Source organism: Methylobacterium sp. Leaf93 (assembly GCF_001422345.1).
GTDB lineage: Bacteria > Pseudomonadota > Alphaproteobacteria > Rhizobiales > Beijerinckiaceae > Methylobacterium > Methylobacterium bullatum.
Map to the genome: position 1 here is coordinate 1 of NZ_LMMS01000023.1, position 12685 is coordinate 12685.

At 66.5% G+C, this 12685-nt stretch carries 11 protein-coding genes and 1 pseudogene; 11 read left to right on the plus strand and 1 reads right to left on the minus strand.

What is annotated here, in order from left to right:
* Positions 1-97: 97 nt before the first annotated feature.
* A pseudogene (locus ASF26_RS11770) lies at positions 98-1090 on the minus strand (PQQ-binding-like beta-propeller repeat protein); the annotation flags it as partial.
* A gap of 364 nt (positions 1091-1454) precedes the next feature.
* Here ASF26_RS11770 and rpsF point away from each other — a divergent pair.
* The 11 genes from rpsF to ASF26_RS11825 all read left to right on the plus strand — a co-directional run bounded on the left by rpsF (position 1455) and on the right by ASF26_RS11825 (position 12664).
* Positions 1455-1922 carry a 30S ribosomal protein S6 gene (gene rpsF / locus ASF26_RS11775; RefSeq protein ID WP_018045048.1) on the plus strand — a complete coding sequence of 156 codons (468 nt, stop codon included), beginning with the start codon at positions 1455-1457 and terminating at the stop codon, positions 1920-1922.
* A gap of 3 nt (positions 1923-1925) precedes the next feature.
* Entirely contained in the window at positions 1926-2210 is a 285-nt protein-coding gene (rpsR, locus tag ASF26_RS11780; RefSeq protein WP_056253899.1) for a 30S ribosomal protein S18, read from the plus strand.
* Positions 2211-2435: 225 nt separating this feature from the next.
* Positions 2436-3458 (plus strand): DUF2232 domain-containing protein, encoded by a 1023-nt coding sequence (locus ASF26_RS11785; RefSeq protein WP_056253903.1) that lies wholly within the window; start codon positions 2436-2438, stop codon positions 3456-3458.
* Positions 3459-3525: 67 nt separating this feature from the next.
* A complete protein-coding gene (gene rplI / locus ASF26_RS11790) occupies positions 3526-4089 on the plus strand; it encodes a 50S ribosomal protein L9 (RefSeq protein ID WP_056140488.1) in 564 nt (187 codons plus the stop codon).
* Positions 4090-4394: 305 nt separating this feature from the next.
* The gene (locus tag ASF26_RS11795; protein ID WP_056254796.1) at positions 4395-5882 is read left to right on the plus strand and encodes a replicative DNA helicase; all 1488 of its coding nucleotides are present in this window, start codon (positions 4395-4397) and stop codon (positions 5880-5882) included.
* A gap of 312 nt (positions 5883-6194) precedes the next feature.
* Positions 6195-7337 carry an alanine racemase gene (gene alr, locus ASF26_RS11800; RefSeq protein WP_156462978.1) on the plus strand — a complete coding sequence of 381 codons (1143 nt, stop codon included), beginning with the start codon at positions 6195-6197 and terminating at the stop codon, positions 7335-7337.
* Between the two features lie 154 nt (positions 7338-7491).
* Entirely contained in the window at positions 7492-8928 is a 1437-nt protein-coding gene (gene radA / locus ASF26_RS11805; protein WP_056253908.1) for a DNA repair protein RadA, read from the plus strand.
* 130 nt (positions 8929-9058) lie between these two features.
* Positions 9059-9655: a CvpA family protein gene (locus tag ASF26_RS11810; RefSeq protein WP_056253911.1), complete on the plus strand. Its 597-nt coding sequence runs from the start codon at positions 9059-9061 to the stop codon at positions 9653-9655.
* Between the two features lie 180 nt (positions 9656-9835).
* Positions 9836-11326, plus strand: coding sequence for an amidophosphoribosyltransferase (purF, locus tag ASF26_RS11815; protein ID WP_056253915.1), 1491 nt, complete (start codon positions 9836-9838; stop codon positions 11324-11326).
* An 8-nt stretch (positions 11327-11334) separates the two neighbouring features.
* Positions 11335-12075, plus strand: a complete 741-nt coding sequence (locus ASF26_RS11820; RefSeq protein ID WP_056253920.1) for an SDR family NAD(P)-dependent oxidoreductase — start codon at positions 11335-11337, stop codon at positions 12073-12075.
* A gap of 181 nt (positions 12076-12256) precedes the next feature.
* Positions 12257-12664 (plus strand): dihydrofolate reductase, encoded by a 408-nt coding sequence (locus ASF26_RS11825; protein WP_056253924.1) that lies wholly within the window; start codon positions 12257-12259, stop codon positions 12662-12664.
* Positions 12665-12685 lie beyond the last annotated feature (21 nt).

Consider the following 12685-nt stretch of genomic DNA (forward strand, 5'->3'; position numbering starts at 1 on the left):
CCCGCTCATCGCCGCCATCCGAGGCTGAAAGCCCGGTCCCTTTGGGCCTTGCGCTGTCAGGTCCGTCAAATCCGCAAAAGCGTTCTCACACAGCCTCGGTGAGAAGCGGACGCGTCCGGCCGTCGATCGTTTGATCCGTAAGAATCATCTCGTTGACGCCGTCGTAGTCCCACTCGTCGTGGGGCGTCATCTGGTAGACCCATCGCATCATGCCGGTATCCGGGTTGCGAGCGACGATCGCCGTCGTCCACTTGTTGTCGCCGGGACGCTGCGTCGGATTCCAGGTCGAGGGGTTGGGGGTGCCGTAATAGATGAGGTCGAGGTCGGGGTCGTAGGAGTACCAGCCCCAGGTCGCCCCTCCGCCGGTCTTCCACTGGTCGCCCTCCCAACTCGCGAGGGACGAATTCTCCCCGATGGGCCGGCCGAGGGATGTGGTCTTCTGCGGATCGACGATCATGTCCGAGTCCGGCCCCGTCGAGTAACCGCGCCAGAGCCGTGTCCCGGTCTTGGCATCTTAGGCGGTGATATGGCCGCGCGCGCCGTACTCGGCGCCAGAGATGCCGACGATGATCTTGTCCTTCACCGGCATCACGGTGGCGGTGTTGGTCTCGCCGACCGCCGGATCGCCGTTCTTCACGGACCAGTTTACCCGGCCGGTCCTGGCATCGAGGGAAACCAGGGTGGTGTCGGCCTGGTGCAGGATGATGGCGCCGTCGGCATAGGCCAGGCCACGGTTGACCGTGTCACAGCACATCACCGGGATGACGCTCGGATCCTGCCTGGGCTCGTACTTCCAGACGATCACGCCGTCCTTGTCGAGGTCCAGGGCGTAGACGATGTTCGGGAAGGGGGTGTGGACGTACATCATGTTGCCGATGACGAGGGGCGAACCCTCGTGACCGCGCAGAACGCCGGTCGAGAACGTCCAGGCCACCTGCAGCTGCTTCACGTTGCCGGCGTTGATCTGGTCGAGCTTCGAATAGCGCGTGTTGGCGTAATCGACCGTCTGCAGCACGGGCTCGTCGGCGATGGCCGGGCCGAATGTGGAGAGACAGAACAGAAGGGCGGCGGCTCGGTTTCGGCCCTGCATCGGCGATCCTCCAACGCGGCGTGCGCGTTCCCGACGCTCCTCTATCACCGGATGCGGATCGATTCGCGGGCTTCCTTGCCGCTGGGATCGGGGCGATCATGTGTACCGTCATCCTTGCCATCCCGCACGAACTCGTCTATGCGCCGCAACTCGTGTTCGCTCCGGCTGGGGGCTGAACGGACGGTGTCGGCTTGTCCGGCATGCGGAGTTCGCTCCATCGTCCCGTGTCTCCGCCTTCGATCAACCGCTCGGGCCTTCAAACGGCTCGAAGGGCTTGGCGCCGGGCGAAACGCGTTGAACCGGCCCGACGATCGACACCCGCACATCCGTGCCGTCGGGCCCCTTTTGCTATGAAGGGCCCGTTATGCCTCTTTATGAACACGTCTTCCTGGCGCGCCAGGACGTGACGGCCCAGCAGGTCGAGACCATGGTCGAGACCTACAAGGGCGTCATCGAAGCCAATGGCGGCAAGGTCGAGAAGATCGAGATGTGGGGCGTGAAGTCCCTCGCCTACCGCATCAAGAAGAACCGCAAGGCGCATTTCACGCTCCTCAACGTCGACGCCCCCCCGGCGGCTCTGGCCGAGATGGAGCGCCAGATGCAGATCTCCGAGGACGTCCTGCGCTTCATGACCGTCCGCGTCGAAGAGCTCGAGTCCGAGCCGTCGGCGATGATGCAGAAGCGCGACCGCGACGACCGCAAGGATCGCGAGCGCGGCCGTCGTCGTGACGACGAAGGCTTCGGTGGTGGTGGATTCGGTGGCGACCGGGATCGTGGCGACCGCGGTGATCGCGGCGACCGTCCCGAGCGCAGCTTCGGCGGGGAGAACTAAGCCATGGGTTTCGGTGCTGGACCTGGTGCGGCTCCTGCCGCTGGTGGTGGTGGTGCGGGCGGCGGACGTCGTCCCTTCTTCCGTCGTCGCAAGACCTGCCCGTTCTCGGGCGCGAACGCTCCCAAGATCGACTACAAGGACGTCAAGCTCCTGTCGCGCTACGTCTCCGAGCGCGGCAAGATCGTGCCGTCGCGCATCACGGCGGTGTCGGCCAAGAAGCAGCGTGAGCTCGCCCAGGCGATCAAGCGCGCCCGCTTCCTCGGCTTCCTCCCCTACGTGATCAAGTAAGCCTCGACCTCTCCACGAGGTCCCCTCCTCCCCCTCGTGGGGAGGAGTTGGGGGTGGGGGCGGCCCTCGGCCTGTGAAGGCTGGCGGCGCCGCCCCCACCCTCGATCCCTCCCCACAAGGGGGAGGGAAGTCTACGCCGGCCGCAAGCACGCTGCCGGACGTCGTTGGGGCGAAATGAAACGCCTCTAACCCTGCCCCTTTCGGGACAGCGGGACAGCGGGATCGATGACACAGTTTCTCGGTATCGGCATCGGCGCGGGCCTCGTCTCCGCACTCCTCTTCGGCGTCCTGCTGAAGGGCACGCTGCTGTCCATCGTTCTCTACCTGCTCGCCCCGCTCCCGATCCTGATCGTGGGCCTCGGCTGGAGCCACAAGGCCGCCCTCGTCGCTGCGATCACAGGCGCCGTCGCGCTTGCCTTCCTACAACCCTTCCTCGGCCTCGGCTTCCTCGCCTATCTGGCGCTGCCGGCCTGGTGGCTGGCCTATCTCGCCCTTCTCGGTCGTCCGAATGCCGACGGCACCATGGAATGGTACCCGACCGGGCGTCTTCTCGCCTGGACCGCCGGCACGGCTTTCGTGGCGGTGACCGTCATTGCAGCGCCGAACTATAGCGAACTACAGATTAGATTAAGGGCTACCGTCCTTGAGGCCGTCAAGCTTCAGTCTCAAGATCGGATTGTTCCGCAGACACCTTCCAAAGAGAGCCAAAGCCAATTGCCTTCGGCAAGTGATACAGTCGCGGAAAAGCTTCCGAAAGACCAAAGCTCAAACGTCGAATCGCCTTCAGAGCTTCAAGTAAAACTTGTTGAATCATTCGTCGCGATAGCTCCTGCTTTTGCTACCCATGCGCTGACGACACTGCTTACCCTCTATCTTTGGGTATCCGCACGCATTGTTCGGGTTTCTGGGAGGTTGCCACGACCTTGGCCAGATATCCCCTCAACGAAAATGCCCCGCACAATTCTTGGCTTGCTTGCAGCAGGGATTATATTGGCAAGTGCATCAGGCTCCATTGGAGCCCTTGGCATCGCATTGCTCGGTGCTTTAGCTGCTGCTTTCCAACTTCAAGGGCTTGCGGCCTTCCATGATAGAAGTCGGTTTCTGCCAGCTCGGCCAGCACTCCTATTCGGACTTTACTTCGTCCTCTTGGCCACCAACGGCGTCGCGCTGTTCGCCCTGACGCTGTTCGGCCTCGCCGACACCGCCTTCAACCGGCGCCGTCCCAAGGAGGACGCCGGACGAACCTGAGGCCCGTCTCCCGCATCACGCGGCCGGATCTCTCTCCAGACACCCCACCCCAGCAAGGACCAAAACCATGGAAGTCATCCTCCTCGAGCGCGTCGCCAAGCTCGGCCAGATGGGCGAGACCGTGAACGTGAAGCCGGGCTACGCCCGCAACTTCCTCCTCGCCCGCGGCAAGGCCCTGCGCGCCACCGCCGGCAACAAGAAGCACTTCGAGACCCAGCGCGCGCAGCTCGAAGCCCGCAACCTGGAGCGCAAGACCGAGGCGCAGTCCGTCGCCGAGACCCTCGAGGGCAAGAGCTTCGTGTTGATCCGCCAGTCGGGCGAGACCGGCGTGCTCTACGGTTCGGTCTCCACCCGCGATCTCGCCGAAGTCGTCACTGCCGAGGGCTTCACCGTCGGCCGCGACCAGTTCGCCCTCAACCAGCCGATCAAGACGCTCGGCCTGCACAATGTGCCGGTGGTGCTGCACCCCGAGGTCGAGGTGACCGTCACCGTCAACGTCGCCCGCTCGCCGGAAGAGGCCGAGCGTCAGGCCCGCGGCGAATCGACCACCGAGCGTGAGGCGTTTAACCTCGACGACCTCGGCCTCGAAGTCGGCGCCGCTCTCGCCGAGGCCGGCGACGACCGCGAGTAAGCCTCGTCCACAACCGGTGGAGAACGGGGATCATCGCCCGAAGGGGTTGACTGGTTCCCGATTTGTTCCAGCATAGCGCCTGTCATTCCGAAAGGGGTGGCAGGCGTTTTTCGTGTTGCCGTGAGGGCACTCTCCATCCCACCCGGCCACCTCAGGATGAGATGAGAGGGTGGCGCGAAAGGCGCGTCGCGCGAATCGGCTAAGGTTCGGCTAACCATGCCTGGGCCATGGTCGTGCGGTAGCGGAATGGCGTGGTGATGGAATCGCCGCGCGGTGTCGAAGAAGTCGGAGCCTCGAGTCAGCCCATGGCCCTGCCCAACGCCCTGACGGCAAACCTCCAGAGCGTCACGCAGGAGTTCCGCGTCGCGCCCCACAACATCGACGCGGAACAGGCGCTGCTCGGCGCCATCCTGGTCAACAACGACGCCTATTATCGGATCTCGGACTTCCTCCTGCCCGAGCATTTCATGGAGGATGTTCACCGCAAGATCTTCGAGGTCGCCGCCTCGCTGATCAAGGTCGGCAAGCTCGCGACCCCGATCACGCTCAAGACCTATCTCGGTGACGCCGATCTCGGCGGCCAGACGGTGATGCAGTATCTCGCCCGCCTCGCGGCCGAGGCCACCACGGTCATCAACGCGGGCGATTACGGCCGCACCATTTATGATCTCGCCATTCGCCGCCGGCTGATCACCATCGGCGAGGATCTCGTCAACGGCGCTTATGAGGCGCCGGTGGAATCCTCGCCCCGCGACCAGATCGAAGGCACGGAGCGACGGCTCTACGAGCTCGCCGAATCGGGCAAGTACGATGGCGGCTTCCAGAAATTTTCCGATGCGCTGACTGCCGCCGTGGACATGGCCGCCAAGGCCTACCAGCGCGACGGTAAGCTCTCTGGCATCGCCACCGGCCTGTCGGACCTCGACGCCAAGATGGGTGGCCTGCAATCCTCCGACTTGATCATCCTCGCCGGCCGCCCCGCCATGGGCAAGACCTCGCTGGTGACCAACATCGCCTTCAACGTCGCCAAGGCCTACCGGGGCGAGAAACAGCCCGACGGGCGGATCGAGACCAAGAACGGCGGCATCGTCGGGTTCTTCTCCCTCGAAATGTCGGCCGAGCAGCTGGCCACCCGTATCATCGCCGAGCAATCCGGCGTGCCGTCCTACAAGATCCGCCGCGGCGACATCCGACCGGAGGACTTCTACAAGATCACCGATGCCGCCCGGGACATGCAGACGATCCCGTTCTATATCGACCAGACCGGCGGCATCTCCATCGCGCAGCTCGCCGCCCGCGCCCGCCGCCTGAAGCGCCAGAAGGGCCTCGACCTCCTCATCATCGACTACCTGCAGCTGCTCTCTGGTTCGGGTAAGCGCAGCGACAACCGCGTGCAGGAGATGACCGAGATCACCACCGGCATGAAGGCGCTGGCCAAGGAACTGGCGGTGCCAATCATCGGTCTGTCGCAGCTCTCGCGTCAGGTGGAGAACCGCGACGACAAGCGCCCGCAGCTCTCTGACCTTCGTGAATCGGGCTCCATTGAGCAGGACGCCGACGTGGTGATGTTCGTGTTCCGCGAGGAATACTACGTCAACAACAAGAAGCCCCGCGAAGGCACCGAGGAATTCTTCGCCTGGGAAGCCGAGATGAACCGCGTCCACGGCAAGGCCGAAGTCATCCTCGGCAAGCAGCGCCACGGCCCCACCGGCACGGTGGAGCTGCAGTTCGACGCCAACATCACGCGGTTCTCGGATCTGGCCAGCGAAGACCGGATGCCGGAGCGCATGTGATCGGACCATCCCCGCCGAGTGAGGGGGGCCCTCCTCCCCCTTGTGGGGAGGAGTTGGAGGTGGGGGTGGTTCCGCAAGCCTCAGCCGATCGAGGGGCCCCCCACTCCTAACCTCTCCCCGCAAGGAAGAGGGACGCGGCCTGCTTGAAAGAGCGGTTGAGAATCCGTGAGCCCCGCAAGGGGGTGGGAGGGGCGCTACAAAGAGCGTCGTCTCTATGGCTCACCCTGCGAGAGACGGTAGACTCGCACTCCTCACATGAGATTTGCAGGCAGCGGAGACTGCCCGATCACCGCGCTCGAACGAGATCCCGCCATGTCGATCGCTCATCCGGAGGCCGCCATTCACGGTGCCCGCCTCACCATCGACCTCGCGGCCATCGCCGAGAACTGGCGCCGGCTCGGCGCGCAGGCCCCGCATATCCCCTGTGCCGCAGTGGTGAAGGCCGATGCCTATGGCTGCGGTCTGGCCGCGGTCGCCCCGGTCCTGTGGCGGGCCGGCTGCCGGACGTTCTTCGTCGCCCATGCGAGCGAGGCGGTCACAGCGCGGTCGCTCCTACCGGAAGCGGCGATCTATGTCCTCAACGGCCTTACGCCCGGCAGCAGCCCCGTCCTCGCCGCGCACGCCCTGCGCCCGGTCCTCGGATCGCGCGAGGAACTCGACGAATGGGCGGCTCTGGGGGCGGAGATGGGCCGGCCGCTTCCGGCGGCCCTTCACGTCGATACAGGCATGAACCGCCTCGGCCTCACCGTCCCCGAAGCCCTGGCGCTCGCCGGCGACCCGATCGTCCCAGCCGCCGGGATCGACCTGCTGATGAGCCATCTCGTCAGCGCCGAACGGCCGGACGAGGCGATCAACCGGCGCCAATGCGAGGCGTTCGGGGACGTCCTGCGCGCCTATCCCGGCATTCCGGGTTCGCTCGCCAATTCCTCCGGCTGTTACCTCGGCGAGGGCGTCGCCAACGACCTGCTCCGTCCGGGCTACGCCCTCTTCGGCGGCAACCCGACCCCGGGACGGCCGAACCCGATGCAGCCGGTCGTCCGCCTCGAAGCGTCGATCGCTCAGGTCCGCGAGATCGCTGCCGGAGACGGCGCGGGCTACAATGCGCGCTGGATCGCCCCCGGCCCGCGCCGGCTCGCCACCCTGTCGGTGGGGTATGCCGACGGCTATCCCCGCTCGGCGAGCGGGCGAGGCCATGCCCTCGTCGGCGGGGTGCCCTGCCCCATCGTCGGCCTGATCTCAATGGACCTCATCATCCTCGACGTCACCGACGCGCCCGCCGCCCGCCGCGGCGAACCCGCGACCCTCATCGGCGATTCCCTCGACGTGGACAGTGTCGGCCACGCCGCCGGCACCATCGGCTACGAAATCCTGACCGGCCTTGGTTCACGATATGTTCGTCGCTATGTAGGGTGCATCGACGGATCCGGTGATTCCAAATCCCCCGCCTCATCCTGAGGTGCCGACGCAAAGCGTCGGCCTCGAAGGAGGGCTCCAGATAGCGCCGCGGGCCTTGGACGCCTCCTTCGAGGCCCGCTGGCGCGGGCACCTCAGGATGAGGCGGCGGGTTGGATGGCCGTAGCCTGCCGTCCTGCTTCCTCAAAAGGCGATCATGGCCAAGATCCACCAGACCTTCGTCTGCCAATCCTGCGGCGCCGTTTACAATCGCTGGCGCGGCCGCTGCGAGGCCTGCAACGGCTGGAACACGATCGTCGAGGAGACGGGGGCGAGCGGCCCGCAGGCCGGTCCGGTCAAGACGCGGCCGAGCCGGGCGCGGGGGCGGGTGTTTCCTCTGGAAGGGCTCACCGGCGAGGCCCGCGAGGCTCCGCGCATTCCCTCCGGCATCGGCGAACTCGACCGGGTGACCGGCGGCGGCTTCGTGCGCGGCTCGGTGATCCTGCTCGGCGGCGATCCCGGAATCGGCAAGTCGACCCTGCTGATGCAGGCCACCGCCGCCATGGCGCGCACCGGCGAGCGCGTGGTCTACATCTCCGGCGAGGAGGCGGTGGCGCAGGTGCGCCTGCGGGCCGAGCGTCTCGGCCTGTCGAGCGCGGCGGTGGACCTCGCCGCTGAGACCAATGTCGAGGACATCGTCGAGACCCTGAGCCAGGGCCGGCCGCCCGCGCTCGCCATCATCGACTCGATCCAGACCATGTGGACGGAGACGGTGGAATCGGCCCCCGGCACGGTGACCCAGGTCCGGTCCTCCGCCCAATCGCTGATCCGCTTCGCCAAGACCACGGGCACGGCAGTGATCCTCGTCGGCCACGTGACGAAGGACGGTCAGATCGCAGGCCCCCGCGTGGTGGAGCACATGGTCGATGCGGTGGCCTCGTTCGAGGGCGACCAGGGCCACCATTTCCGCATCCTGCGCGCAGTGAAGAACCGCTTCGGCCCCACCGACGAGATCGGCGTGTTCGAGATGACCGATCGCGGCCTCGCCGAGGTGCCGAACCCCTCGGCGCTCTTCCTCGCGGGACGCGACCACGCGGCGCCGGGCACGGCGGTCTTCGCCGGCATGGAGGGCACGCGGCCCCTGCTGGTGGAAATCCAGGCCCTGGTGGCGCCCTCCTCCCTCGGCACGCCCCGCCGCGCCGTGGTGGGATGGGATCCCAACCGCCTGTCCATGGTGCTCGCGGTGCTGGAGGCCCATGGCGGCATCCGGCTCGGCACCCACGACGTCTATCTCAACGTCGCAGGAGGCCTGCGCATCACCGAACCGGCGGCGGACCTTGCGGTGGCGGCCGCCCTGGTCTCGTCGCTGTCGGGCGCGGCCCTGCCGGGCGAGACCGTCTATTTCGGCGAGATCGGACTGTCGGGCGCCATCCGCCCCGTGGCCCAGGCGCCGTCGCGGCTGAAGGAAGCGTTGAAGCTCGGCTTCGCCAAGGCCGTCACCCCGCAGGGCCGCAACGAGACCGGCGACGGCGCCCTGCCCACCGAAGCCCTGCGCCACATCGCCGACTTGGTAGCTGGCATCGCCAGCGGCGCGCCCAAGCGCGGCCGGCCCGAGCGCAACCCGGCGCGGTACGAATACGAGGACGACGAGTGAGGCCGGCAAAGGGAGGACGTGGCGGAGGGTGACGGCCGAGTTTCCGCACGATATACAGGCGCGGCGGCGAGGGGGAGCCGCACGAGCAGGCCATCGTCAGCCCCTCTGCCCCGTGCGACCATACCATTCAATGCCGTTTTCCGTTCTCGATCTGGCCGTTCTCGGCATCGTCGTCATCTCGGCCCTGCTGGCCGCAGTGCGCGGGGCGACACGCGAGGTGCTGGCCATCGTCGCCTGGGTCGCCGCCGCGGCGGTCGCCTGGAAGCTCTATCCCCTGCTGTTGCCCACCGTGAGCCAGCATGTCTCCAACGCCACCGTGGCGCTGGTCGCCTCCATCGCGACGATCTTCCTCGCGACGCTCATCATCGTCTCGATCATCACGGTGAAGGTCTCCGACATGATCCTCGATTCGCGCATCGGCGCGATCGACCGGTCCCTCGGCCTCGTCTTCGGCGCGGGACGCGGCTTTCTGATCTGTGTGATCGGCTGGGTGTTCCTGGCCTGGCTGGTCCAGGGCAAGATGCCCGATTGGGCGGCGCAGGCCCGCAGCCGTCCGATGCTCGAGAAATCGGGGGACGCCCTTGTGGCGCAGTTGCCCGAGAATCCGGAAGGCTTCCTAAAGCAGTTCAAGAAGTCGAAGGGCGATGCGGCGGATCCCGCCGAACCGGCGGCCGACGGCGATGCGGCACCTGCCCAACGCCGCACCGAGTCGCCGGCCCGGCGCTGACCTTCTCACGCAGCGCGTCTGATCTGCGTGGCATGCCGCTTGGTTGCTGGGCGAAGGCCGACTAAATGACGGCTTCTTGCAGGAAGCGGCCGTCGTCATAAAACGGTCGCAGGATGCAAGCCGGTCCGTGGACGGTGCCGAACTCGGCAGCGGCGGGCCACCTTAGGATCGCAGAACCAGATGTCAGCACGCAGCGCGAGCGCCCGCCATTCGGTCGACGTGGTGGATGGGCTGGACCGGGACGGGGATACGCTGCGCGAGGAGTGCGGCGTCTTCGGCATCTTCGGCCATCCGGACGCCTCGGCCATCGTGGCACTGGGCCTCCACGCCCTCCAACACCGGGGCCAGGAGGCAGCGGGCATCGTCTCCTTCGACGGGCACATCTTCCATTCCGAACGCCGGCCCGGCCTCGTCGGTGATTCGTTCTCCGACCGCTCCACCATCGAGCATCTCGAAGGCTGGGCCGCCATCGGCCACGTGCGCTACTCGACGACCGGCGGCACGATCCTCCGCAACGTCCAGCCGCTCTTCGCCGAACTCGCCAGCGGCGGTCTCGCGGTGGCCCATAACGGCAACCTCACCAACGCCCTCTCCATCCGTCGCGACCTCGTCCGTGACGGCGCGATTACGCAGTCGACCTCCGACACGGAAGTGATCCTGCACCTCGCCGCCCGCAGCCGCGCGCCCCTCATCGTCGAGCGCTTCACCGAGGCACTGCGCCAGGTCCAGGGTGCCTACGCCATCGTGGCGCTCACCAACAAGAAGCTCATCGGCGCTCGCGATCCCCTCGGCATCCGCCCCCTGGTCATCGGCGAACTCGACGGGCGCTACATCCTCGCCTCCGAGACCTGTGCACTGGACATCATCGGCGCGAAGTTCATCCGCGACGTGGAGAACGGCGAGATCGTCGTTATCTCGGAGGAGGGCATCGAATCGATCCGGTTCGCGCCAGCGCAGCCCATGCGCCCCTGTATCTTCGAATACATCTACTTCGCCCGGCCGGATTCCGTGGTGAACGGCAAGAGCGTCTATTCCGTCCGCAAGAATATCGGCCACGAACTGGCCCGCGAATCCGCCACCGCCGCCGACGTGGTGATCCCGGTGCCGGATTCCGGCGTGCCGGCGGCGCTTGGCTTCGCGCAGGAGACCGGCCTGCCCTTCGAGATGGGCATCATCCGCAACCACTATGTCGGGCGCACCTTCATCCAGCCCACGCAGTCCGTGCGCGAACTCGGCGTGCGGATGAAGCATTCGGCCAACCGCGCTGTGGTGGAAGGCAAGCGCATCGTCCTCGTGGACGACAGTCTCGTGCGCGGCACCACCTCGGTGAAGATCGTGCGGATGATGCGCGAGGCCGGCGCGCGCGAGGTACATTTCCGCATCGCCTCGCCGCCGATCACCTATCCGGATTTCTACGGGATCGACACGCCCGAGCGCGAGAAGCTGCTGGCCGCCACCCACGACCTCGAAGGCATGCGCCGCTATATTGGAGCGGATTCCCTGGCCTTCCTCTCCATCGAGGGGCTGTACAAGGCCATGGGCGAGGAGAGTCGCAATGAATCCTGCCCGCAATACACCGATCACTGCTTCACGGGCGACTACCCGACCGGCCTGACCGACCTCGCCATCGCCGGGCCGAAGCGTCTCGCGATGCTCGCCGAAGCGGATTGATCCGACCCATGACGAAGCCCCTCGACGGCCGCATCGCCCTCGTCACCGGCTGCTCGCGCGGCATCGGCCGGGCGGCGGCCCTGGCCCTCGCCGAGGCGGGCGCGCACATCGTGGCCGTCGCCAGGACGCAAGGGGCACTAGAGGAGCTCGACGACGCGATCCGACAGGCGGGATCGAGCGCGACGCTCGTGCCTCTCGACCTCACCGATTTCGACGCGATCGACCGGCTGGGTCTCAGCATCCACGAGCGCTGGCGGAAGCTCGACGTGGTCGTGGGCAATGCCGGCATCCTCGGCAATCTCACGCCCCTCGGCCACGTGACGCCCAAGACCTGGGCGCAGGTGATGGACATCAACGTCACCGCCAACTGGCGCTTGCTGCGCTCCGTCGACCCGCTGCTGCGAATGTCGGATGCGGGCCGTGCCATCTTCGTCACCTCCGGCGCGTCGCAGAAATGCAAGGCCTATTGGGGACCGTATTCTGTCTCGAAGGCCGCTCTCGACGCCCTGGTGCGCACCTATGCGGCGGAGACCGAGACCACGCCAATCAAGGCGATGCTCCTCAACCCCGGCCCGCTGCGCACCTCCATGCGCAAGGCGGCGATGCCGGGCGAGGACGAGACCACACTGAAGACTCCGGACGACCTCGCTCCGCATTTCGTGCGGCTCGCGAGCCCGGTCTGGGATCAATCGGGCAAGATCTACGATTTCCCCAGCGACCGGGTGCTGACGCCGCAGATGGCGGCTTAGAGCGGTTTAATGAGTCCCACCCGGCCTACCTCATCCTGAGGTGCCGCGAAGCGGCCTCGAAGGAGGGCTCCAGATCGCTCTGTGAGTTCTGGAGCCCTCCTTCGAGGCCTGCGCTTCGCTCCGGCACCTCAGGATGAGGTCGCGGGGTGGAATCGTGTCGAGTTTCTGAGGGCCTCCGATCATGATCGACGTTCGCTGCATCTGCGCCATCGGCCTGCGCGGCCAGTTGGGCCTCAACGGGCACCTGCCCTGGGAGGGCAACACCGATCCGCTCTTCGTCGAGGACGTGACGCGCTTCTTCGCGCTGACCATGGGGCACGTGCTGATCGCCGGGCCGAAGACCGTGGCCTCCGTTCCGGAATTCGCCTTCAAGGACCGCACCATCGACGTCATCCGCAGCCACGAGGACCCGGAAGAGGTGCTCAAGCGCTATCCGGGCCGGCGCATCTTCGTCGGTGGCGGCATCACGGTCTGGAACGTCTACGCCAAGTACATCCAGAACTGGGACATCACCCGCCTGCCCTATGACGGCGAGGCCGACCGCTGGTTCGACCCGGCGTGGTTGGTGGGCGGGGCGCTGCGGACCTGACGGCAACGACGACGCCTCCTG

Bases quoted from the DNA above. Each gene is read 5' to 3' on its own strand.
- rpsF (WP_018045048.1), top strand. From the start codon at position 1,455: ATGCCTCTTTATGAACACGTCTTCCTGGCGCGCCAGGACGTGACGGCC.
- rpsR (WP_056253899.1), top strand. From the start codon at position 1,926: ATGGGTTTCGGTGCTGGACCTGGTGCGGCTCCTGCCGCTGGTGGTGGT.
- ASF26_RS11785 (WP_056253903.1), top strand. From the start codon at position 2,436: ATGACACAGTTTCTCGGTATCGGCATCGGCGCGGGCCTCGTCTCCGCA.
- rplI (WP_056140488.1), top strand. From the start codon at position 3,526: ATGGAAGTCATCCTCCTCGAGCGCGTCGCCAAGCTCGGCCAGATGGGC.
- ASF26_RS11795 (WP_056254796.1), top strand. From the start codon at position 4,395: ATGGCCCTGCCCAACGCCCTGACGGCAAACCTCCAGAGCGTCACGCAG.
- alr (WP_156462978.1), top strand. From the start codon at position 6,195: ATGTCGATCGCTCATCCGGAGGCCGCCATTCACGGTGCCCGCCTCACC.
- radA (WP_056253908.1), top strand. From the start codon at position 7,492: ATGGCCAAGATCCACCAGACCTTCGTCTGCCAATCCTGCGGCGCCGTT.
- ASF26_RS11810 (WP_056253911.1), top strand. From the start codon at position 9,059: ATGCCGTTTTCCGTTCTCGATCTGGCCGTTCTCGGCATCGTCGTCATC.
- purF (WP_056253915.1), top strand. From the start codon at position 9,836: ATGTCAGCACGCAGCGCGAGCGCCCGCCATTCGGTCGACGTGGTGGAT.
- ASF26_RS11820 (WP_056253920.1), top strand. From the start codon at position 11,335: ATGACGAAGCCCCTCGACGGCCGCATCGCCCTCGTCACCGGCTGCTCG.
- ASF26_RS11825 (WP_056253924.1), top strand. From the start codon at position 12,257: ATGATCGACGTTCGCTGCATCTGCGCCATCGGCCTGCGCGGCCAGTTG.